Genomic DNA, 23,633 nt, shown 5'->3' with positions numbered 1-23,633 from the left:
AAGGTCACCGTCGGATCACCGTCCGGTTGCCGACTCGTGTCTGCTCGAGCCCCGCACGACCACCGAACTGCCTTGCGTGCAACCATGTTCGCCATGGCGATGGTGGGCAGGCTGATCGCGGCACTGCCCGCACTGGTGCTGGCGTCGACGCTGGTGTCACCGGTGGCGGCGGCGTCCCCCGAGGGGTCGCCCACGCTGCAGTACGGTCAACCCCCGGTGTGGGGCAGCTGCGCGGGCTTCATCGGGTCGGCCACCGCTTTGCCGACCGCCCGGTGCGGCATGGTGAGCGTGCCCGTCGACTACGCGAAACCCGAAGGGCCGCAAGCACAGTTGGCGGTCATCCGGGTGCCGGCCACCGGTGACCGGATCGGCGCGCTGATGGTCAACCCCGGCGGGCCGGGTGCCTCGGCGGTCACCGCCGTCGCCGCGATGGCCGTCGGCTTCGGCGACGACGAGGTCACCCGACGCTTCGACCTCGTCGGCTTCGATCCACGCGGCGTCGGCCACTCCACCCCTGCGGTGCGGTGCCGCAGCGACGCCGAATTCGACGCCTTCCGTCGCGAGTCGCTGACCGACTACAGCCCCGCCGGCGTGGCCCGCATCGAGCAGATCTACCAGCAGGTCGCCCGTGAGTGCGTCGCCCGCACCGGGCTGGACTTCCTGGCCAACGTGGGCACCGCCTCCACCGCGCGCGACATGGACGTCGTGCGAGCCGCGTTGGGGGAGAACCAGATCAACTACCTCGGCTACTCCTACGGCACCGAACTCGGCGCCAAATACGCCGAGTTGTTCGGTGACCGCGTGCGGACCATGACCCTCGACGGTGCCGTCGACCCCGGCGCCGACCCGGTGTCGGAGAACGTCCGCCAGCTCGCCGGCTTCCAGACTGCCTTCGACGACTACGCCGCCGACTGCGCGCGCTCGGTGGACTGCCCGCTGGGTCAGGACCCGACGCAGTTCGTCGCGCGGTACCACCAACTGGTCGACCCGTTGGTACGACAGCCGGGCCGAACGTCGGATCCGCGCGGGCTGGGCTATCAGGACGCCATCACCGGCACCGTCAACGCGCTGTACACCCAGCGGTACTGGAAGTTCCTCACCAGCGGGCTGCTGGGGTTGCAACGCGGCACCGACGCGGGGGATCTGCTGTTGCTCGCCGACGACTATCAGCAGCGCGACTCGGCCGGGCACTACACCAATCAGCAGGATGCGTTCACCGCCATCAGGTGCGTCGACTCGCCCTACCCGACCGATCCCGCCGTGTGGGCCGAGGCCGACCGCCAGGGCCGGGCCGCGGCGCCGTTCATGTCCTACGGCGAGTTCACCGGCATCGCTCCCAGGGATGCCTGCGCCATGTGGCCGGTGCCGCCGACGTCGGCGCCGTACGCCGCGACCTCACCCGGGCCGGGCAAGGTCGTCGTGGTCTCGACCACCCACGACCCGGCGACGCCGTATCAGGCCGGCGTGGATCTGGCGCGCGAGATGGACGCGTCGCTGATCACCTTCGACGGGACCCAGCACACCGTGGTCTTCAACGGCGACGCGTGCGTCGACTCCGCCGTCGTCAGGTTCCTGGTCGACCTCGTGCCGCCTGCAACAGACCTGAGGTGTTAGCCGGCGAGGCCGACCTGCCGAGCCGCTCACCATACGCAGCAGGCGCGTAACACGGAATTAACAGCGGATGCCTACGCTTCGCACATGGATCGGCAGAAGGAATTCGTGCTCCGGACGCTCGAGGAGCGTGACATCCGATTCGTGCGGCTGTGGTTCACCGACGTTCTCGGTTACCTCAAGTCCGTGGCGATCGCCCCTGCCGAGCTGGAGGGCGCATTCGAGGAGGGCATCGGTTTCGACGGCTCGTCGATCGAGGGCTTCGCCCGGGTGTCGGAGTCCGACACCGTCGCCCGACCCGATCCGTCGACCTTCCAGGTGCTGCCCTGGACCACCAGCGGCGGAAAGCACCACTCCGCCCGCATGTTCTGCGACATCACGATGCCCGACGGCTCACCGTCGTGGGCCGACTCCCGGCACGTGCTGCGCCGGCAGCTGGCCAAGGCCAGCGAGTTGGGCTTCTCCTGCTACGTGCACCCGGAGATCGAGTTCTTCCTGCTGCAGCCCGGACCGTACGACGGCTCCGAGCCCGTGCCCGCCGACAACGGCGGCTACTTCGACCAAGCGGTGCACGACTCCGCCCCCAACTTCCGCCGCCATGCGATCGACGCGCTGGAGTCGATGGGCATCTCGGTGGAGTTCAGCCACCACGAGGGAGCACCCGGGCAGCAGGAGATCGACCTGCGCTACGCCGACGCACTGTCGATGGCCGACAACGTGATGACCTTCCGCTACGTGGTGAAGGAGGTCGCCCTGACCGAGGGCGTTCGGGCGACGTTCATGCCGAAGCCGTTCTCGGAGTATCCCGGGTCTGCGATGCACACCCACATGAGCTTGTTCGAGGGCGACTCCAACGCCTTCCACACTCCCGACGATCCGCTGCAGCTCTCGGCGATCGGCAAGTCGTTCATCGCCGGCATCCTCGAACACGCCAGCGAGATCAGCGCGGTCACCAATCAGTGGGTCAACTCCTACAAGCGGCTGGTGCACGGCGGCGAGGCACCCACCGCGGCGTCATGGGGGGCGGCCAACCGCTCGGCGCTGGTCCGGGTCCCGATGTACACGCCGCGCAAGGCCTCCTCGCGCCGCATCGAGGTGCGCAGCCCCGATTCGGCGTGCAACCCCTACCTCGCGTTCGCGGTGCTGCTGGCGGCGGGACTGCGCGGCGTCGAGAAGAACTACGTGCTCGGGCCGCAGGCCGAGGACAACGTGTGGAACCTGACGCCGGAGGAACGCCGCGCGATGGGCTACAAGGAGCTGCCAGGCAGCCTCGGGGTGGCCCTCGGAGAGATGGAGAACTCCGAACTGGTAGCCGAGGCGCTCGGCGAACACGTCTTCGACTTCTTCCTGCGCAACAAGCGCGCCGAGTGGGAGACCTACCGCAGCAACGTGACGCCGTACGAGCTGAAGGCCTACCTCTCCCTGTAGGGCCGGCGGCCCCACCCCCTGCGTTACCGTGAGGGGGTGGCCAAACCAGCGACGCAGCGACCGACGCTGCCCAGCGTCGGTCGGCTCGGACTGGTGGAGCCCCCCGCGCGTGCGGGTCTGGACCGGCTGGGGTGGACCACCGACGAGTACGTCGAGTTGCTGTGGTCGCTCTCGCGCGCGCCCGACGCCGACACCGCGCTGCGAACCATGGTGCGGCTGGCCGACGCACTCGGCGACGAGTGGCAGGAACTCAACCGCGCGCTGGTGAAGGACCGCGGCCTGCGGGGCCGGCTGTTCGGCGTGCTGGGCTCGTCGCTGGCGTTGGGCGACCACCTCGTCACGAAACCGACGAGTTGGCACCTGTTGGCCGGTCAGGTCACACTGCCCGGGCGCGACGAGCAGCGTCGGGACTTCGTCGAGATGGCCGAGAACACCTCGGAGACAAACGATCTACGCGTGCTCTACCGCGACCGGCTGCTGGTGCTGGCCGCACTGGACCTGGCGCCGACGGTGGAGAACGAACCCGTGCTGCCGTTCCCGACGGTGGGGGAGCACCTCGCAGACCTCGCCGACGCGGCCTTGGCCGCCGCGCTGGTGGTCGCCACCCGGACGGTGTGCAAGGACGCCGCACCACCGCGGCTGGCCGTCATCGCGATGGGCAAGTGCGGGGCACGTGAACTGAACTACGTCAGCGACGTCGACGTCATCTTCGTCTGCGAGAAGGCCGACGCGGTCAGCGCCAGGTTGGCCGGGGAGATGATGCGGTTCGCCGGGGAGGCGTTCTTCGAAGTCGACGCCGGCCTGCGTCCGGAGGGCAAGAGCGGTGAACTGGTTCGCACGCTGGAATCCCATGTGGCGTACTACGAACGGTGGGCCAAGACCTGGGAGTTCCAGGCGCTGCTGAAGGCCCGCCCGGCAGTCGGCGACGCCGAATTGGGCCAGCGGTACATGGCCGCGCTGATGCCGATGGTCTGGGCGGCGTGCGAACGCGAGGACTTCGTCTCAGAGGTCCAGAAGATGCGCCGACGCGTCGAGGAACTGGTCCCCGCGGGGGTGCGGTCCCGTGAGATCAAGCTGGGCACCGGTGGCCTGCGCGACGTCGAATTCGCCGTCCAGTTGCTGCAACTCGTCCACGGCCGCAACGACGAATCGCTGCACGTGGCCTCGACGGTCGACGCCTTGGCCGCGTTGGGCGCCGGCGGGTACATCGGCCGTGACGACGCCGCGAACCTGACCGCGTCGTATGAATTCCTGCGGCTCCTCGAACACCGCCTGCAACTGCAGCGGCTCAAGCGCACCCACATGCTGCCCGAGGCCGGCGACGAGGAGGCCATGCGGTGGCTGGCTCGAGCCGCACACATGCGACCCGACGGTCAGCACGACGCTCTCGGCGTGCTGCGGGAGGAGCTCAAGCGCCAGAGCCTGCGCGTCTCGCGTCTGCACGCCAAGCTGTTCTACCAACCGCTGCTGGAGTCCGTCGAGGTCGACGCCCTCGAGATCTCCCCGACCATGTCGCCCGAATCGGCCGAACGTCAGCTCGCCGCACTGGGTTACGAGGGGCCGCAGAGCGCGCTGACGCATCTGGCGGCGCTCACCGGCAGCAGCGGCCGACGCGGCCGGGTGCAGCAGGTGCTGCTGCCGACGCTGCTGGACTGGTTGTCCGACACGCCCGACCCGGACGCCGGATTGCTGGCCTACCGCAGACTCAGCGAGGAGATGGCCGAGCAGCGATGGTTCCTCGCCTCGCTGCGCGACGAGGGTGCGGTGGCCAAGCGCCTGATGCACGTGCTGGGCACCTCGGCCTTCGTCCCCGAACTGCTCATGCGTGCCCCCGAGGTGATCCGGCAGTACGCCGACGGCCCGTCGGGACCCAAGCTGCTGGAGGTCGAACCGGAGGGCCTGGCCCACGCGCTGATCGCGTCGGTGGGGCGTCACACCGACCCGCTGCGGGCGATCGCCGCCGCCAGGACGCTGCGACGCCAGGAGCTGGCGCGCCTGGCGTCGGCGGACTTGCTCGGCATGCTCGAGGTCACCGAGGTGTGCCGGGCGCTGACCTCGGTGTGGGTGGCGGTGCTCCAGGCCGCCTTGGACGTGGTGATCCGCGCGAACTCGCCCGCGGGCGGTCCGCCCGCGACGATCGCCGTGATCGGCATGGGCCGGCTCGGTGGCGGTGAACTGAGCTACGGGTCGGACGCCGACGTGATGTTCGTCTGCGAACCCCTCGGTGGCGCAGAGGAATCCGTGGCGGTGAAGTGGTCGGTGACCATCGCCGAACAGGTCCGCGCGTTGCTGGGCACCCCGAGCGCGGATCCGCCGCTGGAGGTCGACACCAACCTGCGTCCCGAGGGCCGCAGCGGTCCGCTGGTGCGCACGCTCGCCTCCTACGAGGCGTACTACGCGCGATTCGCCCAGACCTGGGAGGTGCAGGCGCTGCTGCGGGCGCATCGCGTCGCGGGTGACGAGGACCTGGGCTACCGCTTCCTGCTGATGGCAGACAAGACCCGCTACCCGTCCGGGGGCGTGTCCGTCGAGGCGGTGCGGGAGATCCGCCGGGTGAAGGCCCGCATCGACGCCGAGCGCCTGCCCCGCGGGGCGGATCCCAACACGCACACCAAACTTGGCCGCGGCGGTCTCGCCGACGTCGAGTGGACGGTGCAGCTGCTGCAGCTGCGCTACGGGCACGAGATCGAGGCGCTGCACAGCACGTCCACGCTGGACACCCTCAACGCGATCGGTGCCGCCGAGCTCATCGCCGAGGGTGACGTCGACCTGCTGCGGCAGGCCTGGCTGACCGCGACCAAGGCCCGCAACGCCCTGGTGCTGGTGCGCGGCAAGCCGACCGACCAACTGCCGGGTCCGGGCCGCCAGCTCAACGCGGTGGCCGTCGCGGCGGGCTGGGACAACAGCGACGGCAGCGAGTTCCTCGACCACTACCTGCGGGTGACGCGGCGCGCGAAGACGGTGGTGCGACGGGTGTTCGGCGAGTGAGCGCCGACTTCCCGTTCGACGTCATCACCGCGCAGGAATACGAGCGTCAGCAGGAGGTGCACGGCGGCCTGACCGACGCCATCCGGGAGCTGATCGACGCGGGCATCCGCACCGACGTCGACGACGCCACCGCCCGCGAGGCCACCGCGGCGATCGAGGCGGTCACCGCCCGGCTGCGCACTGCCCAGCGCACGACGACCTCGACGCTGCGCCACGCCGAGACCGGAGTGCCCCTGGCATGGGCGAATCCCGCAGTGGGACTTCGCAATGCGATCGCGCCGCCGATGGTCATCCACCACGAGGACGGCCGGTGCTGGGCTGAGTTCGACCTCGGGTTGCCCTACGAGGGGCCCCCGGGTCTGGTGCACGGCGGCATCTGCGCGCTGGTGCTCGACCACCTGCTCGGAGAGGTGGCCAGCGACGGGCTGACCAAGCCGCTGTACACCGGCACCATCACCCTGCGCTACTTGCGCGGCACCCCACTGGGCCCGGTGCGGGCCGAGGCGGTGGTGGAGCGGACCGAGGGCGTCAAGACCCATGCACGCGGGTTCCTCGCCGACGCCGAGGGGCCGACGGTGGAGGCCCACGGGGTGTTCATCCGACCGGCGTGGGCGCGGGGGCAGTCATGAAGTTCTACGTCAGCCCCGCGTTCCTGCCGACCCGCGAGATGGTCGAATTGGCCAAGGCGGCAGACGATCTCGGCTACGAGGGGTTCGGCATTCCCGACCACGTCGTCAACCTCGAGACGCTGGCCACGCCGTATCCCTACACCAAGGACGGCGAACGCCGGTGGCCGCCGTTCACCGACTGGCCCGACCCGTGGGTGCTGATCGGCGCGCTGGCCCTGGTGACCGAGCGGTTGCACTTCGTCACCACGGTGTTCATCCCCGGCATGCGCGACCCCTATTCGGTGGCCAAAGCCGTTGGCACGGCGGCACATCTGGCCGGTGGCCGGGTCGAACTGGGTATCGGCGTGGGATGGTGCGAGGAGGAGTTCGCGCTGTTGGGCCAACGCTTCGACCGCCGCGGCAAGCGCACCGACGAGATGCTGGTTCTGCTGCGTGAGCTTTGGGCGCCGGGGTGGACGGAGTTCGACGGCGAGTTCTACCACGCTCCGCGGCTGGAGATGGAGCCCACGCCGCCACGCATCCCGATCTTCGTCGGCGGGTTGAGCGAGGTGGCGCTGCGTCGGGCGGCTCGCAACGACGGCTGGATCGGCGACCTGATCACCACCGAGCGGGCCATCGCCGGCGCCCGGCGGTTGCGCGAGCTACGCGCCGAAGCCGGGCTCGGCATGGACGACTTCACCATTCTGACGCCGTTGACCGATGCGTTCACCGCGCCGGACTACGAGCGGGCGGAGGCCGCCGGCATCACCCACGTGCTGACTCAACCGTGGATGTTCTATTCGGGACCCCAGGCCACCACGGCGGAGAAGATCGACGGCATGAAGCGCTTTCGCAAGGACCTGGCGCTGGACCGGTGACCGATCCCGGAGTCAGCCCCTGGTGCGGGTGACCGCCGCCGAACCCGAGCGACGTCGCGCGTCGATCGCCCACGCCCCGCCGCCGGTGAACACCAGCAGGAAGAACGCAAAGCAGTAGAGAACGGCCGCCTCGCCGCCGTCGACCAGCGGAATGGGCCCCTTCGGCAAATGCTGGGTGAAGTAGGCGAACGCCATGGTCCCCGAGGCGAAGAAGGCCGCGATGCGGGTGAACAACCCGAGGGCGATGAGGACGCCGGTGACCAGTTCGATGACGCCGGCGTAGAAGAACGGCCACACGCCGACGGGCGCCTGCTGGCTGGCCATCGGCCAACCGAAGAGGTGAGAGGTGGCGTGGCACAAGAACAACAGGGCGAAGACCACGCGGAAGAGGCTCAGTACGGCGGGTGCATGGGGGGCAAGTCTGGCGTCGAGATTCGTCAGCATGCGACCACCCTACTATCCGGACCCCGGTCCGTATAGTCGTACGGTTCGCGACACGACGAAGCCGGGCGGAGTGAACTCCGCCCGGCTTCGCGAACCGACCAGGACGCCGAAACGACCTACACGTCGTAGTACAGCGAGAACTCGTACGGGTGCGGACGGATCTGGATCGGCATGATCTCGTTCTCCCGCTTGTAGGAGATCCAGGTGTCGATCAGGTCCTCGGTGAACACGCCACCCTCGGTGAGGTAGTCGTGATCCTCCTCGAGACGGTCGATCACCGCCGACAGCGACGTCGGTGCCTGCGGGATGTTCGCGGCCTCCTCGGGAGGCAGCTCGTAGAGGTCCTTGTCGACGGGCGCCAACGGCTCGATCTTCTTCTTGATGCCGTCGATGCCGGCCATCAGCATCGCCGCGAACGCCAGGTACGGGTTGCCCGAGCTGTCCGGGCACCGGAATTCGAGGCGCTTGGCCTTCGGGTTGTTGCCGGTGATCGGGATGCGCACGCATGCCGAGCGGTTGCGCTGGCTGTACACCAGGTTGATCGGGGCCTCGTAGCCCGGCACCAGGCGCTTGTAGGAGTTCACCGTCGGGTTGGTGAACGCCAGCAGCGACGGAGCGTGGTGCAGGATGCCGCCGATGTAGTGGCGCGCCAGATCCGACAGACCGGCGTAGCCCGACTCGTCGTGGAACAGCGGCTTGCCGTCCTTCCACAGCGACTGGTGGGCGTGCATGCCCGAACCGTTGTCGCCGAAGAGCGGCTTGGGCATGAAGGTGACGGTCTTGCCGTTCTTCCACGCCGTGTTCTTGATGATGTACTTGAAGAGCAGTACGTCGTCGGCGGCGGCCAGCAGCGTGTTGAACTTGTAGTTGATCTCGGCCTGACCGGCAGTGCCGACCTCGTGGTGGCCGCGCTCGAGGGTGAACCCGGCGTTTTGCAGGTTGGTCGCCATCTCGTCGCGCAGGTCGACGTAGTGGTCGTAAGGCGCGACGGGGAAGTAGCCCCCCTTCGGGCGGACCTTGTAGCCGAGGTTGGGGCTGCCGTCGGCTTCGAACGGCTCGCCGGTGTTCCACCAGCCCGACTCGGAGTCGACCTCGTAGGAGGTGCCGTTGATCTTCGAGTCGAAGGTCACCGAGTCGAAGATGTAGAACTCGGCCTCGGCGCCGAAGAAGCAGGTGTCGGCGATACCGGTGCTGGCCAGGTAGTTCTCCGCCTTGCGGGCCACGTTGCGCGGGTCGCGCGAGTAGGCCTCGCGGGTGAACGGATCGTGCACGAAGAAGCTGAGGTTGAGCGTCTTGGCGTGCCGGAACGGATCGATGCGCGCGGTGTCGGGATCCGGAAGCAGCATCATGTCGGATTCGTGGATCGACTGGAAGCCGCGTACCGACGAACCGTCGAACGCCAAACCGTCCTCGAAGACGCTGGCGTCGAACGCCGAGGCGGGGATCGAGAAGTGCTGGACGACGCCGGGCAGATCGCAGAAGCGAATGTCGACGTACTCGACGTTCTCGTCCTTGATCAGCTTGAAGATGTCGTCTGCAGTCTTTTCTGGCACTGAGAATTCTCCTTTGACTGGTGATCCGCCGTTCGACGCTAGGGACACCATATTGCGCGCCGGTCAATGCCATGTTGCGCCGACGTTACGTGGTGGTGCCGCGGGCCCACCCTATGCTGGTTTCATGGCCCGCACCTTTGGTTCCTGGCTCTCCGGACCGCCGCCGTCCGAGGCCGGCGACGTCAGCCAGGGGCCCAACGACTACGCCGGTCAACGCCTCGGCCTGCCGCCGTCGGGATCCGGCTCGCTCGTCGGTACCGGACGCCGGGTCCTGGCCGTCACACTCGACTGGCTGATCGCGATGGGGCTGGGCTCCCTGGTGGGGACGCTGGACCGCAGTGGCACGCTCGCCGACCACCGGGCCCTGGTCCTGGAGGTGATCTGGGTGGTGCTCGGAATCGTCTCGGTCCGGTTGTTCAGCTTCACGCCGGGCCAATTGGCGCTGGGCCTGCAGGTGGTCTCGGTCGACCATCGCCAGCACGTGGGCATCGGGCGCTCGGCGGCGAGGGTGCTGCTGGTCGCCCTGGTGATTCCCGCCCTGTTCACCGATGCCGACGGCCGCGGATTCCAGGACCGGTTGACCGCAACGGCGGTCGTCCGGCGCTAGGCCTCGTGCCTGACCTTGCCGTTCATCATCGTCATCGTGACGTTGGCCGCGTGGATGTCGTGGGCGTCTATCTCGAAGACGTTGCGGTCCAGGACGATCAGATCGGCGAGTTTGCCCACCTCCAGCGAGCCGATCTGGTCGTCGAGCCGGATCTGGTAGGCCGCGCCCATCGTATTGGCGTGCACCGCCTGTTCGACGGTCAGCTTCTGGTCGGCGGGCGCGAGCACGGGTGCGTCCGGATCGCCGATCAGCTGGCGGGTCACGCCGATCTGGATGGAGTCCAGCGGCTTGTAGGTCGAGAAGTAGCCTGCGGCGGGCCAGTCGGTGCCCAGTGAGATCCGGCCGCCGCGGCCCAGGATCTCCTGTGGGCGGTAGAGCAGCTCCTTGCGCGGGGAGCCGTAGCGGGCGCCCATGTTCGTCACGGTGTCCGGATCGGCCGACATCCAGTTCGCCGAGAACTGGGCGATGACGCCGAGCTCACCGAACCGTGGGTTGTCCGAATCCTCGACGTAGACGAGGTGCGCGATGGTGTGCCGGCGCTCGCGCGGCGGATTGGCCTTGACCGCCTCCTGCACGGCGTCCAATGCCACCCGCGCGGTGCGTTCGCCGCAGGCGTGCACGTGCAGGTCGAATCCCGCGGCGTCCACGTCGCGCACGATCTGGTGCCACTGCTGCTCGGTGAACGGCGAACCGCCGGTGCTGTCGGGCTTGTCGGCGTAGGGGTCCACCAGCCAGGCGGTGTAGCCGCCCTGGGTGCCGTCGCCCACGACCTTCACCACCGTGGCCCGGACGAGCTCGGTGTCGATCCGTTTGCGCAGCTCGGTCATCTTGGCCACCGTGTCGTCGACCGGCGGTCCCTTGACGGCGTAGGAGGCCACCACGCGGAACGGCAACTCGCCGCGCTTCTCCGCGTCGACGTACAACTCGAGGATCGCCGCCTGATCCTCGCCGATGGGCGGCACCCCGGCGTCGAACACGGACGTGATGCCGGCCGCCGCGGCCTTCGGCGTCCACGACGCCAGCAGCGTGGCCATCGTCTCGGGGGAGATGGGCTCGACCGCGTTGACTATGGACAGCTCGGCGACGACCTCGAGGACGTACCCGGTGGGGTCGCCGTTCGTGTCGCGGGCGTAGTAGCTGAACCCGGGGATGGGGTCGGGACTGTTTCGGTCGACCCCGGCGATCTGCAGCGCCTTCGAGTTGACCCACAGGCTGTGCCCGTCGATGGCGAAGAAGAAGGCGGGGCGGTCGGGCAGGATCCGGTCCAGGTCCCCGCGAGTGGGGCCCTCGGGGCCGAACATGTCGACGCGCCAACCGAATCCGCGCACCGGGCCCACCGGATTGTCCGCGGCGTACTTGGCGATGGCGGCGAGGGCGTCGGCTCCGGTCGGCAGTTGCAGGTCCAACCCCGAGGTCAGGAACGCGCCCATGAACGGGTGGATGTGAGCCTCGACGAATCCCGGTATCAACAACTTGCCGTTCAGGTCGACGACCTTGGTCGCCGGACCGGCCAGCGCCATCGCACCGGCCTCGTCGCCGACGTAGGTGATGGCGTTGCCCTTGACCGCCAGCCCGTGGGCCCAGGGATTCTTCTCGGCGACGGTGTAGATCGGACCGTTGTGGAACACGTAGTCGGCGTCGGCGGTCCCCGACGCCGGACTCGAGGACGGTGCCGACGACGTCGTCGACGACGACGACGGCGACGAGCAGGCGGTCATCGCCGTCGTCGCAGCGGCCACCGCGGCGACGGTCAGCACCGTCCGACGGGTGGCCTTGACCCCGCCGAACGCCGCGAAGTGCGGCGCAAACTCACAAGCAGTACACACCTTGGCCCCCCGAAGGCACTGACCGACTGGTCATTTCGTGCCGCTCAGGACGAGAGGCCCAGGAGGACGATATCGCGTCGGCGGAACTACTTGCGCCGAACGGTCCGCTGCACGCCACGCATCTTGGCGCCGGGAGGCAGCGGACCCTTCGGCATGGCCGAGGGACCCATCCGGGAGCCCAGCGCGGCCAGCCGCGACTCCAACGAATCCATCTGCTTGGCGGTGATGTTGGCCGGCAGCTTGGTCAGGTGACGCTCCAGCTTGGACAGCGGCACCTCGCCCTCGCCGTTGCCGACGACGAAGTCGTAGATCGGAACGTCGCCGATGAGCCGGGCCGTGCGCTTCTTCTCCTGGGCCAGCAGCGGCTTGACCCGCGTGGCCGATCCCTCGCCGACGAAGATCACGCCCGGCCGGCCGATCACGCGGTGCACGGCGTCGAAGTGTCCGGTCGCCGCGACGCCCGGGGTGACGCGCCACTTGCCGCGCAGGTTGTCCAACGCCCAGGCGGCGGCGCCGGTCTGTCCCTCGGCCTTGCGGTAGACCGACTTCTGCGCGCGGCGGCCGAAGATGATGAAGGCCACCAGGGCGCCGAGGACGATGCCCAGCGGGATCAGCGTGACGTAGGTGAACGTGTTGCCCACCAGCACGCCGACGAGCACCGCGATCGCGACGATCAGCACGAAGGCACCGATCATGTACGGCAGGAGCCGGGTGTCCTCCTTGCGCTGAATCTGGAAGGCCTGCCAGAGCTGACTGCGGCGCTCCTTGGATGCGGCCTTGCGGGCAGCCTTCGCCTCGGCCTTGGCGGCCTTGTCGACGCCGGGTTTGCGAGTCTTCGCCATCGGATCAGGATACGGGTGGACGCCAGCCCCGAATTAGGACGGGCTGGTCCGCGCCCGAGCCGCCTGGGCGTACAACTTGCCCGCCCGGTAGGAGGACCGCACCAACGGGCCTGCCAGCACGCCGGGGAAGCCGAGTTCCTCGGCGTACTTGCCGTGCTCGACGAATTCCTCGGGCTTGACCCACCGCTCCACCGGATGGTGGCGCGCCGTCGGCCGCAGGTACTGGGTGATGGTGATGATGTCGCAACCCGCCTCGTGCAGGTCGACCAGCGCCGTGCGAACCTCCTCCGGCGTCTCGCCCATGCCGAGGATCAGATTGCTCTTGGTGACCAGACCGTAGTCACGCGCCGCGGTGATCACCGAGAGGCTGCGCTCGTAGGAGAAGGCGGGACGGATGCGCTTGAAGATGCGCGGGACGGTTTCGACGTTGTGCGCCAACACTTCCGGGCGCGTCTCGAACACCGTCTCGAGCTGCTCGGGGATCGCGTTGAAGTCGGGGATCAGCAATTCCACGCCGGTGTTCGGGTTGAGCGCCTTGATCTGGCGGACCGTCTCGGCGTAGAGCCACGACCCGCCGTCGGGCAGGTCGTCGCGGGCCACGCCGGTGACCGTCGAGTATCGAAGACCCATCGCCTGGACGCTCTCGGCGACGCGACGGGGTTCGTCACGGTCGAGTTCCGAGGGCTTGCCGGTGTCGATCTGGCAGAAGTCGCAGCGCCGCGTGCACTGCTCGCCGCCGATGAGGAACGTGGCCTCGCGGTCTTCCCAGCACTCGTAGATGTTGGGGCAGCCCGCCTCTTCGCAGACGGTGTGCAGACCCTCGCGTTTGACCAACGCCTTGAGTTCCTTGTACTCCGGACCCATCTTCAGCTTGGTCTTGATCCACGGCGGCTTGCGCTCGATGGGGGTCTCGGCGTTGCGCACCTCGAGGCGCAGCAGCTTGCGGCCAGTCGGCGAGACGGGCAGTTTGGCGATCTCGGATGGTTCGACGGTCACTTCGTCAATGCTAGCGCTGCTCGACCGTCGAGGGCGTCCGGTACGGCCGTGGCCACCACGTCGGCGACCTCGTCGACGGTGACCCGCCGGCCGAGTTCGGCGGTCAGCGACGTGACCCCGGCATCGGAGATGCCGCACGGCACGATCGAGGCGTACGCCGACAGGTCGCAGTCGCAGTTGACGGCGAACCCGTGCAGCGTCGTCGCGCGGGCCACCCGGATGCCGATGGCCGCCACCTTGCGGGCGGGTCGCGTCGCGGTCTGCGGCACCCACACGCCCGACCGACCCTCGACCCGGCCGGTCTCCAGCCCGAAGCTCGCGCACACCGCGATCAGCGCGTCCTCCAGGCGGCGGACGAACTTCACCACGTCCAACGGTTGCGCCAAGCCGACGATCGGATAGCCGACCAACTGACCCGGGCCGTGCCAGGTGATCTTCCCGCCGCGGTCGGTGTCGACCACCGGGACCTCCGACGAGACGGGACGTTCGTGCGGCTCGGTACGCCGGCCCGCGGTGAAGACCGCGGGATGCTCGAGCAGCAGCAGCGCGTCGGGGCCGCCGGCCATCCGCGCCGCGGCCTGCTCACGCTGCATCTCCCAGGCGTCGATGTAGTCGACCGAGCCGAGCCGTCGCACCTCGACCTCGGTGTCCGCCGACCGAACCGATGTTGCACCCACGCCTTGAACCGTACGCGCGTCAGGACGACTTGGGCTCGGTGACGTAGGCCATGGCCTCGCCGATGGTGTGGTGGTGGAATTCGAAGCCGGCTCGCTCGAGCGCCGCGGGAATGGCGCGTTGTCCACCCAGAAGTCCCTCGTCGGCCAACTCGCCGAGCACGGCCCGTAAGGCGAACGCGGGCACCGCCATTGGCGTGGGTCGGTTGAGCGCCCGACCGAGCGCGGCGGTGAACTCGGCGTTGGTGACGGGCGCGGGCCCGGTGCCGTTGACCGGTCCGGCGAGGTCGTCGTGTTCGACGGCGAACGTCAGCGCCCGCACCTCGTCCTCGAGGCTGATCCACGGCATGTACTGCCGGCCGTTGCCCAGCCGCGCGCCGAGCCCCAGGGCGAAGAGGGGCTTGAGTTTGGCGAGCATGCCACCCGAGGGGGACAGCACCAACCCCGTCCGCATCAGGACCACGCGCACTCCCGCGGCGGCGGCCGTCGCCGTCGCGGACTCCCAGTCCCGGCACAGGCCGGCGAGGAAGCCCTGACCCGCGGGGGTGGATTCGTCGACGACCCGGTCCCGCGCGTCGCCGTAGTAGCCGACGGCGCTGGAGTTGATCAGTACGGGTACGCCGGACTCGACGACGGCGCGGGACAACACCTCGGTGGGGCCGATGCGGCTGTCGCGCAGGCTCTGCTTGAACGCGCCCGACCACCGCTTGCCGGCGACGCTGACGCCGCACATGTTCACCACGGCATCGGCGCCGCGCAGCGCAGTCGCGTCGAAGTCACCGGTGTCGGGGTCCCAGAACACCTCGTCCGCGGCCGACGGCGGACGCCGCACCAACCGCAACACGCGGTTGTCCGCGGCGCGCAGCGCCGACGTCAGGGCCGAACCGATCAGCCCCGAGGAACCCGCGATCGCGATGACGGCATTTCGCACGAGGCCTACAGTCCGAGGTCGGCCTCGAACGCGCCCTCCTCGAGGCGCCGTTTGACCGTCGTCAGGAAGCGGCCGGCGTCGGCGCCGTCCACGAGCCGGTGGTCGTAGGTCAGCGGCAGGTAGCACACCGACCGGACGCCGATCGACTCGTTGCCGTTCTCGTCGACCACCACGCGCGGACGCTTGACGATGGCGCCGGTGCCCAGCATCGCCGCCTGCGGCGGGACCAGGATCGGCGTGTCGAACAGCGCGCCCTGGCTGCCGATGTTGGTGATCGTGAACGTGCCGCCGGACAGCTCGTCGGGCTTCAGGTTGCCCGAGCGCGCCCGTGCCGCGATGTCGGCGATCGCCCGCGCGATGCCGCCGAGGGACAGATCGCCCGCGTTCTTGACCACGGGTGAGAGCAGGCCCTGTTCGGTGTCGACGGCGAAGCCGAGGTGCTCGGCGTCGTAGTAGGTGATCTCCTTGGAGTCCTCGTCGTAGCTGGCGTTGACGTTGGGGTGCGCCTTGAGGGCGTCGATCACCGCGATCGCGAAGAACGGCAGGTAGGTGAGATTGACGCCCTCACGTTCGGCGAAGGTCGCCTTGGCGCGCGCCCGCAGCGCCACGATCTTGGTCAGGTCGACCTCGTGGGTTTGCGTCAATTGTGCTGTCGTCTGCAGGGATTCGCGCGTCTTCTTGGCGGTGATCTGCCGGATGCGGTTGGCCTTCTGCGTGGTGCCGCGCAGGTGCGCCAGCGCCGGTGCGGGTGCGGACGAGGCGGCCGGCTTGGCCGCGGGCGCGCTCTGCGGCGCCGCGCTCGGCTCGGGAGCCTTCTTGGCCTCCGCGGCCGCGAGCACGTCCTGCTTGCGGATGCGTCCGCCGACTCCGGTGCCCTTGACCGACGACAGGTCGACGCCGTTCTCGCTGGCCAGCTTGCGGACCAGGGGAGTGACGTAGGGGCTGCCGTCGGTGGCGGGTGCCTCGGCGGCGGGAGCGGCCTTCGTCTCCGGCTTGGGCTCGGGCTTGGGTTCGGGCTTGGGTTCGGGCTTGGGCTCGGGCTTCGGTTCCGGCTTGGGTTCCGGCTCGGCTTCCTCGGCCTTCGGCGCGGGCTCGGGTTCTGGCTCCGGCTCGGGTTCCTTCGTCTCCGGCGCGGCGTCGGCGTCGGCGTCGGGATCCGTCTGCTCTTCGCGCGAGCGCTCATCGCCGATCTTGGCCAATTCGCCACCGACGGCGACGGTGTCGTCCTCTTCGGCGGTGATGGACAGCAGGGTGCCGGCGACCGGCGAGGGAATCTCGGTGTCGACCTTGTCGGTGGAGACCTCGACCAAGGCGTCGTCGACCTCGACGCTGTCGCCGACCTTCTTGAGCCACCGGGTGACGGTGCCCTCGGTGACGGACTCACCCAGTTCGGGCATCACGACCGAGGTGGACTTGCCGCCACCGCCACCGCTGCTCGGCTTCGGCTCGGACGGGGTCTCCTCCTTCGCCTCGGGCTCGGGCTCAGGTTCAGGTTCGGGCTCGGACTTCTCCTCGGCGGCCGGGGCGTCGTCACCACCACCCTCGTCGGCGTCGCCGATCGTGGCCAGGTCACCGCCGACCTCCACGGTGTCGTCCTCGTTGGCGATGATCTTCGTCAGCACGCCGGCAGCCGGCGAGGGAATCTCGGTGTCGACCTTGTCGGTGGACACCTCCAGCAAGGGCTCGTCGACCTCGACGGTGTCGCCTTCTTGCTTCAGCCATCTCGTGACGGTCCCCTCGGTGACGCTCTCACCGAGTGCGGGCATCTGGACGGTGATGGCCATGTGATGTGACTCCTCGAACGGTCGCTCGTAACGGTCGAAAATGCTCGACGCCCATCCTGTCACGTCCGAGGCCGGTGGTCGTCGCAGACCGGTCGAGTTGCTCCTCTGGCACCATTGAAGCGTCGGCCGAAGGGAGTGAGATCCAGTTGGGACTGTTCGATGCGTTCCGCCGCGGCTCCAAGGGCGACTCCGGGGCGCGGGACCCCGCAGCCGATCTGAAGTACCTCAAGCAGTGGGTTGCCGAGCATCACGGCGTCGAGGCGTTCGTCGAACCCAAGACCGCCGTCACCGAGGTAACCGTGGTCCTGGTGGCCGCCGACGGTGAGTGGACCCGGCGTCGGGCCGGCGGCGACAAGGGCGCCCGCCGGCTCAGCGACAAGCTCGACATCCCGGTCTACGACGTGCAGAAGGTCGGCTATCCGCAGCGCATGCGCGACTTCGACGCCCGCCGCCGCATCGAACGCAAACGTGAGCTCAGGCGGGAACTCGAGGACTGACGGAGCGGCGTCAGAGCGCGGAGTCGCCACCGTCGACGACCAGTTCGACGCCCGCGACGAACGTCGCGTCGAAGGCCAGGAATGCCACCGCGGGTGCGAACTCGTCCGGGTGGCCGAAACGCCCCATCGGGTTGCTCGCGGTGAACGCGGCCTTGATCTCGGCGGCCCGCTCCGGCACCTCCTTCTCCAACTTGCCGGTGTCGATCGAGCCGGGGCTGACGGCGTTCACTCGGATGCCGCGCGGCAGCAGCTCCCGGCTCAGCGTGCGGGCCATCGACCGCAGCGCTGCCTTGCTCGCCGAATACACGCTGAGCGCGTCCCACCCCGTCTGGTTCGCCGTGGACGTCGTCAGCACCACGCCGCTGCCCTCGGCCAGCAGCGGCACCATCTTCTGGATCGTGAAGAACGGGCCCTTCGTGTTGATCGCGAACACGTCGTCGAACGTCTGCTCGGTCACCGCCTCGAAGGGGTCGAAGCTGCCGATGCCCGCGTTGACCACCAGGGCGTCCACCGTCCCGAACTCGGCGCGCACCCGCTCGGTGAGCGCGTCGATCTGCGCCACCGAGCTGGTGTCGCTGCGTACGGTGACCGCGCCCACGCCCAGTCGCCGCCCTGCGTCGTCCAGCGTCTCCTGGGTCCGTCCCGTGACGAGGACCCGCGCTCCCTCGTTCACGAGGTGGCGGGCAGCGGCCAGTCCGAGGCCGCTGCTTCCACCGGTGATCACTACCTTCTTGCCGTCGTATCTACCCATGCCAAGAGCCTTCGGCAGATCGGCGGGGGTGTCCAAGACCCGTTCGGCACCCCGTCATGCCGAAACGGCATGGCGGGGCGTGGAATACCCGACGTCGACGGCCCGGTTGAACCCAGCCATGGTGACGCGCCGGTGAACGACCACGGGATCGACCTCGAGCTGCGTCTGGTGCGCTATTTCACCGTCGTGGCCGAGCAGCTGAACTTCGGGCGGGCGGCGGCCGAACTGCACCTGGCGCAACCGGCCCTCAGCCGTCAGGTTCGGCGTCTGGAGAACCGGCTCGGCGTGCCGCTGTTCGACCGCACGCCCCGCGGCGTGCTGCTCACCGACGCCGGTCGGGCGTTCCTTCCCGAGGCCCGCGCCCTGCTGCGCGCCGCGCACCGGGCTACGCTCACCGCCCGCGCTCACGCGCCGACCGGCAACGTGGTGGTCGGTTACGTCGAGGATCTGGTCGTCACCCCGGCGGTCCGCGAATTGCGACGCCGCCACCCGCAGGCAACGATCGCGACCCGTCACCTCGAATGCCACGACGAAGTCGTGCTCGCCGCGGGCCTGGTCGACGTCCTGGTCGCCCGCGCGCCACTGCCGCATCCGGCCGACGACGTGGCCGTCACCGTGCTCTACGAGGAGCCGCGGATGCTGGTACTCCCGGCTGACCACCACCTCGCCGGTCGGTCGTCGGTGTCACTGCGGGACTTCGCCGGCGGTGTGCCCGTCTACTGCGCCCACGGTGCGCCGCGCTCGATCTATCCGACGGACGACGGGTCGTCGGAGGCTGGCCCCGTCGTCGAGAGCTTCGAGGACAGAATCGAATTGGTCGCCAGCGGCCGGGCCGTTGCGGTGGTCCCGGTCGGTGACCGCCGCAGCTCGTTGCGGGCCGATCTGGCGTCCGTGCCGATCGAGGACGTCCCCGCCAGCGAGGTCGTCGTGGTCAGCCGGATCGGCGAGGCGAACCCGCTGGTCGCCGACTTCGTTCACGCCGCCAAGGCCCATCTGGCGCCCGTGGCGGCGTAGGTCGTCAGCCGTTCTTGGCTAACCCTTCTCCGCGATGTCCTCCAGGACGGCGAACATCGTCCGCGTCGGCACCCCGGTGCCGCCCTTCCCGGTGTAGCCCCACGGGCCGCCGGTGTTGTACGCCGGTGCGGCGACGTCGACGTGGGCCCACTGCACGCCCTCGGCGACGAACTCGCGCAGGTAGACCCCCGCGACCAGCATGCCGGCGTAGCGCGAGCCGCTGACGTTCGCGAGGTCGGCGACGGTCGACTTGAGATCGTCCTTGAGCTCGTCGGGCAGCGGCATCGCCCACCCGTTCTCGCCCACGGCCTGCGACAGCGCGGCCACTCGGTCGCGGAACTCGTCGTTGCCCATCACCCCGGGGGTGCGGGCGCCCAGCGCGACGGTCTGCGCGCCGGTCAGCGTGGAGGTCTCGATGAGATAGTCCGGGCCGTCCTCGCACGCGCGCACGATGGCGTCGGCCAGGATCAGCCGGCCCTCGGCGTCGGTGTTGAGCACCTCGACGGTGATCCCGCCGTACTGGGTGAGCACGTCACCCGGACGCTGGGCGGTCGCCGACGGCATGTTCTCGGCCATCGGCACCGTCGCGACGACGTCGATCGGCAGGTTCTGCTTGGCGGCCAGCACGACCGTCGCGATGACCGCGGCCGCTCCGCCCATGTCGGAGGTCATGTGGTGCATGTTCGCCGCCGGCTTGATGGAGATGCCGCCGGTGTCGAAGGTGATGCCCTTGCCGACCAGCGCCACCTTCTTGGCCTTGCGACCCTTGCCTCCGGCGTGGGTGAGCCGGACCAGCCGCGGCGGCCGCGACGAGCCCTTGCCGACGCCGACGATGCCGCCGTAGCCGCCCTTCTCCAGCGCTTTCTCGTCGAGCACTTCGACCTTCAAGCCGACCGACTCGCCCAAAGCCCTTGCGCGTTTGGCGAATTCGTCGGGGAACAGGTGGCTCGGCGGGGTGTTGACCAGGTCGCGCGCCGTGGCGACCGCGGTCGCGACGTCGGTGCCGCGAACGGCGTCGGCCTTGGCGCCCTTCGCCGTCGATAGCGCGGTGATCTTCGCCAAACGCGGTTCCTTGGCGGCGGTCTTCGCGCTGCGGAAGTCGCTGAAGCGGTAGGCGCCGAGGATCAAGCCCTCGACCGCGGCCGCCACGTCGACCTCCGAGAGCGTGGTCACGACGCTCTCCACGCCGCTCAGGGTGCGCGCGGCGACGCCGGCGGCGCGCCGGATCACGTCGGCGGCGTACACGTCGCGGCTCTTGCCGAGCCCGACGGTCAACACGCTGGCCACCGGCAGCGACGGCACCACCACCCGTGTCGTCTGCTCGCTGCCACCCTTGGCGCCCAGAGCGGTCAGGGCGGCCTCGATCTCGCCGACGGCCTTGGCGTCGAGGAACGGATTGGGCAGGACCCGGGCCCGGTCGTCGTCGCCGGTGACGACGGGCACGATCAACACCGCAGAGCCGACGCCGCGCTTGGGCAGGCTGGTGGCGACGGTGACGGTGGGGGACTGGTAGCCAGGTGCAGTGGTCACGAAGGTCACCCTAGTGGCGGGCGGGAGCGGAGCGGGCGGGGGATTAATGTGATTGGCCGTGAGTGACAACCTGCTGAAGGGTCCGCTGGAGGACCGCCACCGCGAGCTGGGGGCGAGCTTCGCCGAATTCGGAGGTTGGCTGATGCCGGTGTCCTACGCCGGCACCGTCAGCGAGCACAACGCCACCCGCAGCGCCGTCGGCCTCTTCGACGTCAGCCACCTCGGCAAGGCCCTGGTGGTCGGGCCGGGCGCCGCGGAGTACGTCAACTCCGCGTTCACCAACGACCTGCGCCGCATCGGTGCCGGTAAGGCGCAATACACGTTGTGCTGCAACGACTCCGGCGGCGTGATCGACGATCTGATCGCCTACTACGTCTCCGACGACGAGGTGTTCCTGGTGCCCAACGCCTCGAACACCGCCGCCGTCGTGGCGGCCCTCGAGGCCAAGGCGCCGGCCGGGCTGACCATCACCGACGAACACCGCAACTTCGCCGTGCTCGCCGTGCAGGGCCCGAAGTCCGGCGAGGTGCTCGCCGCGCTGGGATTGCCGACCGACATGGACTACATGGGGTATGCCGACGCCGAGTTCCGCGGCGTGCCCGTGAGGGTCTGCCGCACGGGGTACACCGGCGAACACGGCTATGAACTGCTGCCCGAGTGGGACCGGGTCGGCGTCGTCTTCGACGCGCTGGTCGAGGCGGTCGAGGCGGCCGGCGGCGAACCGGCCGGGCTCGGCGCCCGCGACACGCTGCGCACCGAGATGGGCTACCCGCTGCACGGCCACGAACTGTCCCTGGACATCTCGCCGCTGCAGGCCCGCTGCGGGTGGGCGATCGGCTGGAAGAAGGACGCGTTCTGGGGCCGGGACGCGCTGCTGGCCGAGAAGGAGACCGGCCCGCGCCGCGTGCTTCGCGGACTCAAGGCGCTGGGCCGCGGCGTGCTCCGGGCCGACATGACCGTTCTCGACGGCGACCGCCCGGTGGGCGTCACCACGTCGGGAACCTTCTCTCCGACACTGAAACTCGGCATCGCGCTGGCCCTGGTCGACGCCGACGCCGGCATCGCCGACGGCCAGCGGGTCGCGGTCGACGTCCGGGGCCGCGCACTCGAGTGCGAGGTCGTCGCGCCACCGTTCGTAGAGGCCAAAACTCGCTAGCCACGGGTTATACAATCGCCACATGACTGACGGTTCCCTCGACTTCACGCTTGCCCGCAACGCGAACCCGGCAAGTGACGAGGTAAGGACCGCAATCCTGGCCGACCCCGGCTTCGGCCGCCACTTCACCGACCACATGGTGACGGTCGAGTACGACGAAGCGAACGGCTGGCACGACGCCAAGGTGTTGCCCTACGGTCCGATCCAACTGGATCCGTCCGCAGTCGTGCTGCACTACGCCCAGGAAGTCTTCGAGGGGCTCAAGGCCTACCGGTGGAGCGACGGGTCCATCGTCTCGTTCCGGCCCGAGGAGAACGCCGCGCGACTGCGCAGCTCCTGCCGCAGAATCGCCGTCCCCGAGCTACCCGACGAGGTGTTCCTGGAGTCGCTGCGGCAGCTGATCGCCGTCGACGGTGACTGGGTGCCCGCCGCCGGCGGTGAGGAGTCGCTCTACCTGCGGCCCTTCATCTTCGCCACCGAGCCGGGGTTGGGTGTGCGACCGGCCGTGCAGTACCGGTACATGGTGATCGGGTCACCGGCGGGGGCGTACTTCACCGGCGGCCTCAAGCCGGTGTCGGTGTGGCTGTCGACGGAGTACGTCAGGGCCAGCCCGGGCGGTACCGGCGCGGCCAAGACCGGCGGCAACTACGCGGCGTCACTGCTCGCGCAGGCGGAGGCGGCCGAACACGGCTGTGACCAGGTGGTGTGGCTGGACGCCATCGAACGCCGCTACGTCGAGGAAATGGGTGGCATGAACCTGTTCTTCGTCTTCGGCAGCGGCGGCACGGCGCGCCTCGTCACCCCCGAACTCAACGGTTCCCTCCTGCCAGGAATCACGCGAAAGTCGTTGCTGCAGTTGGCAACCGATGCGGGTTACTCCGTCGAGGAGCGCAAGATCGACGTCGACGAGTGGCAGAAGAAGGCTGCCGCGGGGGAGATCACCGAGGTCTTCGCCTGCGGCACCGCCGCGGTGATCACCCCGGTCTCGCACGTGAAGTCCGGCGACGGGGAGTTCACCATCGCCGACGGCGAACCGGGCGAGGTCACGATGGCACTGCGAGATACCCTCACCGGCATCCAGCGCGGCACCTTCGCCGACACCCACCATTGGATGACCCGGCTCGGCTGATCAGCCGGCGGCCGACCGCCGGCCCCGGCGGCGTGGGGCCTCGTCGAGCTTGGCCTCCATCGCCAGGCGCACGACCTGCTGCGCCAGGGCGTCGCTGACGAAGTACACCTGGCGACGTCCGTCGCGGCGGGCGTCGACGAAACCGGCGAGTTTGAGCTTGCCGAGGTGATGGCTGACGGTGGCCATGGACTGACCGGTCTCCTCGGCGAGGGTGCCCACGTCGCGTTCGCCGAGGGACAGCAACCACACGAGGTGCAGGCGTACGGTCGCCGAGAGCATGGCGAACATCCCCGCAGTGTCCTGAATCAGCCGTTCCGAGACACCGTCTTCGGACGGCTGGCCGACGGGCACGGGCGCTCCTCTCAGTCGACGCATTGACAGGGTCC

General features: G+C 69.2%; 21 protein-coding genes. 10 read left to right on the top strand and 11 right to left on the bottom strand.

Annotated elements, in window-relative coordinates; genetic code table 11:
• Positions 1-84 precede the first annotated feature (84 nt).
• From ABZ195_RS09815 to ABZ195_RS09795, 5 genes are all read left to right on the top strand, one after another.
• Positions 85-1,614 (top strand): alpha/beta hydrolase, encoded by a 1,530-nt coding sequence (locus tag ABZ195_RS09815; RefSeq protein WP_355217142.1) that lies wholly within the window; start codon positions 85-87, stop codon positions 1,612-1,614.
• 84 nt (positions 1,615-1,698) lie between these two features.
• Entirely contained in the window at positions 1,699-3,039 is a 1,341-nt protein-coding gene (glnA, locus tag ABZ195_RS09810; protein WP_355217140.1) for a type I glutamate--ammonia ligase, read from the top strand.
• Positions 3,040-3,075: 36 nt separating this feature from the next.
• Positions 3,076-6,027, top strand: a complete 2,952-nt coding sequence (locus tag ABZ195_RS09805) for a bifunctional [glutamine synthetase] adenylyltransferase/[glutamine synthetase]-adenylyl-L-tyrosine phosphorylase (RefSeq protein ID WP_355217138.1) — start codon at positions 3,076-3,078, stop codon at positions 6,025-6,027.
• Positions 6,024-6,656 carry a PaaI family thioesterase gene (locus tag ABZ195_RS09800; protein WP_355217136.1) on the top strand — a complete coding sequence of 211 codons (633 nt, stop codon included), beginning with the start codon at positions 6,024-6,026 and terminating at the stop codon, positions 6,654-6,656. The genes ABZ195_RS09805 and ABZ195_RS09800 overlap by 4 nt, the downstream gene beginning before the upstream one ends.
• Positions 6,653-7,513 carry a TIGR03619 family F420-dependent LLM class oxidoreductase gene (locus ABZ195_RS09795; protein WP_355217135.1) on the top strand — a complete coding sequence of 287 codons (861 nt, stop codon included), beginning with the start codon at positions 6,653-6,655 and terminating at the stop codon, positions 7,511-7,513. Before ABZ195_RS09800 ends, ABZ195_RS09795 begins: the two co-directional genes overlap by 4 nt.
• 12 nt (positions 7,514-7,525) lie before the next feature.
• Here ABZ195_RS09795 and ABZ195_RS09790 read toward each other — a convergent pair whose 3' ends face one another.
• Positions 7,526-7,957 (bottom strand): DoxX family protein, encoded by a 432-nt coding sequence (locus tag ABZ195_RS09790; protein ID WP_355217133.1) that lies wholly within the window; start codon positions 7,955-7,957, stop codon positions 7,526-7,528.
• A gap of 116 nt (positions 7,958-8,073) precedes the next feature.
• The gene (glnA, locus tag ABZ195_RS09785; RefSeq protein ID WP_355217131.1) at positions 8,074-9,510 is read right to left on the bottom strand and encodes a type I glutamate--ammonia ligase; all 1,437 of its coding nucleotides are present in this window, start codon (positions 9,508-9,510) and stop codon (positions 8,074-8,076) included.
• 124 nt (positions 9,511-9,634) lie between these two features.
• Here glnA (ABZ195_RS09785) and ABZ195_RS09780 point away from each other — a divergent pair, with 124 nt between their 5' ends.
• The gene (locus tag ABZ195_RS09780; RefSeq protein WP_355217130.1) at positions 9,635-10,117 is read left to right on the top strand and encodes an RDD family protein; all 483 of its coding nucleotides are present in this window, start codon (positions 9,635-9,637) and stop codon (positions 10,115-10,117) included.
• On the opposite strand, the gene ABZ195_RS09775 is transcribed toward ABZ195_RS09780, so the two are convergent.
• The 6 genes from ABZ195_RS09775 to sucB all read right to left on the bottom strand — a co-directional run bounded on the left by ABZ195_RS09775 (position 10,114) and on the right by sucB (position 17,170).
• Positions 10,114-11,943, bottom strand: a complete 1,830-nt coding sequence (locus ABZ195_RS09775) for an amidohydrolase (protein ID WP_355217128.1) — start codon at positions 11,941-11,943, stop codon at positions 10,114-10,116. The two genes, ABZ195_RS09780 and ABZ195_RS09775, sit on opposite strands and share 4 nt — an antisense overlap.
• A gap of 86 nt (positions 11,944-12,029) precedes the next feature.
• Entirely contained in the window at positions 12,030-12,785 is a 756-nt protein-coding gene (locus ABZ195_RS09770) for a DUF4191 domain-containing protein (protein ID WP_355217126.1), read from the bottom strand.
• A 33-nt stretch (positions 12,786-12,818) separates the two neighbouring features.
• Positions 12,819-13,751: a lipoyl synthase gene (gene lipA / locus ABZ195_RS09765; protein ID WP_355217843.1), complete on the bottom strand. Its 933-nt coding sequence runs from the start codon at positions 13,749-13,751 to the stop codon at positions 12,819-12,821.
• Between the two features lie 26 nt (positions 13,752-13,777).
• A complete protein-coding gene (lipB, locus tag ABZ195_RS09760) occupies positions 13,778-14,458 on the bottom strand; it encodes a lipoyl(octanoyl) transferase LipB (protein WP_355217124.1) in 681 nt (226 codons plus the stop codon).
• 19 nt (positions 14,459-14,477) lie between these two features.
• The gene (locus ABZ195_RS09755) at positions 14,478-15,386 is read right to left on the bottom strand and encodes a TIGR01777 family oxidoreductase (protein WP_355217122.1); all 909 of its coding nucleotides are present in this window, start codon (positions 15,384-15,386) and stop codon (positions 14,478-14,480) included.
• Between the two features lie 5 nt (positions 15,387-15,391).
• Positions 15,392-17,170 (bottom strand): 2-oxoglutarate dehydrogenase, E2 component, dihydrolipoamide succinyltransferase, encoded by a 1,779-nt coding sequence (sucB, locus tag ABZ195_RS09750; protein ID WP_355217120.1) that lies wholly within the window; start codon positions 17,168-17,170, stop codon positions 15,392-15,394.
• Between the two features lie 146 nt (positions 17,171-17,316).
• On the opposite strand from sucB, the gene ABZ195_RS09745 reads away from it, so the two are divergent.
• Positions 17,317-17,667, top strand: a complete 351-nt coding sequence (locus ABZ195_RS09745; protein ID WP_355217118.1) for an oxidoreductase — start codon at positions 17,317-17,319, stop codon at positions 17,665-17,667.
• A 10-nt stretch (positions 17,668-17,677) separates the two neighbouring features.
• On the opposite strand, the gene ABZ195_RS09740 is transcribed toward ABZ195_RS09745, so the two are convergent.
• Entirely contained in the window at positions 17,678-18,418 is a 741-nt protein-coding gene (locus ABZ195_RS09740) for an SDR family oxidoreductase (RefSeq protein ID WP_355217116.1), read from the bottom strand.
• A 132-nt stretch (positions 18,419-18,550) separates the two neighbouring features.
• Here ABZ195_RS09740 and ABZ195_RS09735 point away from each other — a divergent pair, with 132 nt between their 5' ends.
• Entirely contained in the window at positions 18,551-19,432 is an 882-nt protein-coding gene (locus ABZ195_RS09735; protein WP_355217114.1) for a LysR family transcriptional regulator, read from the top strand.
• A gap of 18 nt (positions 19,433-19,450) precedes the next feature.
• Here the strand turns inward: ABZ195_RS09735 and ABZ195_RS09730 are convergent, their stop codons facing one another.
• On the bottom strand, positions 19,451-20,962 hold the full coding sequence (locus tag ABZ195_RS09730) for a leucyl aminopeptidase (RefSeq protein ID WP_355217113.1): 1,512 nt from the start codon (positions 20,960-20,962) through the stop codon (positions 19,451-19,453).
• 58 nt (positions 20,963-21,020) lie between these two features.
• Between ABZ195_RS09730 and gcvT the strand changes: the two genes are divergently transcribed.
• A complete protein-coding gene (gcvT, locus tag ABZ195_RS09725) occupies positions 21,021-22,118 on the top strand; it encodes a glycine cleavage system aminomethyltransferase GcvT (protein WP_355217111.1) in 1,098 nt (365 codons plus the stop codon).
• Between the two features lie 22 nt (positions 22,119-22,140).
• Complete coding sequence (locus ABZ195_RS09720; RefSeq protein ID WP_355217110.1) at positions 22,141-23,247, top strand: branched-chain amino acid aminotransferase; 1,107 nt, start codon at positions 22,141-22,143, stop codon at positions 23,245-23,247.
• Here the strand turns inward: ABZ195_RS09720 and ABZ195_RS09715 are convergent, their stop codons facing one another.
• Positions 23,248-23,598, bottom strand: coding sequence for a metalloregulator ArsR/SmtB family transcription factor (locus ABZ195_RS09715; protein WP_355217108.1), 351 nt, complete (start codon positions 23,596-23,598; stop codon positions 23,248-23,250).
• Positions 23,599-23,633 lie beyond the last annotated feature (35 nt).

It is taken from the genome of Mycobacterium sp. NPDC006124, assembly GCF_040614235.1.
Classification (GTDB): Bacteria; Actinomycetota; Actinomycetes; order Mycobacteriales; family Mycobacteriaceae; genus Mycobacterium.
Note: the sequence above shows the minus strand (reverse complement) of the source record. Positions and strands in the feature narration are given on the sequence as shown.

Coding starts and splice junctions, on each gene's coding strand:
- ABZ195_RS09780 (WP_355217130.1), top strand. CDS start 9,635: ATGGCCCGCACCTTTGGTTCCTGGCTCTCCGGACCGCCGCCGTCCGAG.
- sucB (WP_355217120.1), bottom strand. CDS start 17,170: ATGGCCATCACCGTCCAGATGCCCGCACTCGGTGAGAGCGTCACCGAG.
- ABZ195_RS09770 (WP_355217126.1), bottom strand. CDS start 12,785: ATGGCGAAGACTCGCAAACCCGGCGTCGACAAGGCCGCCAAGGCCGAG.
- ABZ195_RS09790 (WP_355217133.1), bottom strand. CDS start 7,957: ATGCTGACGAATCTCGACGCCAGACTTGCCCCCCATGCACCCGCCGTA.
- ABZ195_RS09740 (WP_355217116.1), bottom strand. CDS start 18,418: ATGGGTAGATACGACGGCAAGAAGGTAGTGATCACCGGTGGAAGCAGC.
- ABZ195_RS09720 (WP_355217110.1), top strand. CDS start 22,141: ATGACTGACGGTTCCCTCGACTTCACGCTTGCCCGCAACGCGAACCCG.
- glnA (WP_355217140.1), top strand. CDS start 1,699: ATGGATCGGCAGAAGGAATTCGTGCTCCGGACGCTCGAGGAGCGTGAC.
- ABZ195_RS09815 (WP_355217142.1), top strand. CDS start 85: ATGTTCGCCATGGCGATGGTGGGCAGGCTGATCGCGGCACTGCCCGCA.
- ABZ195_RS09795 (WP_355217135.1), top strand. CDS start 6,653: ATGAAGTTCTACGTCAGCCCCGCGTTCCTGCCGACCCGCGAGATGGTC.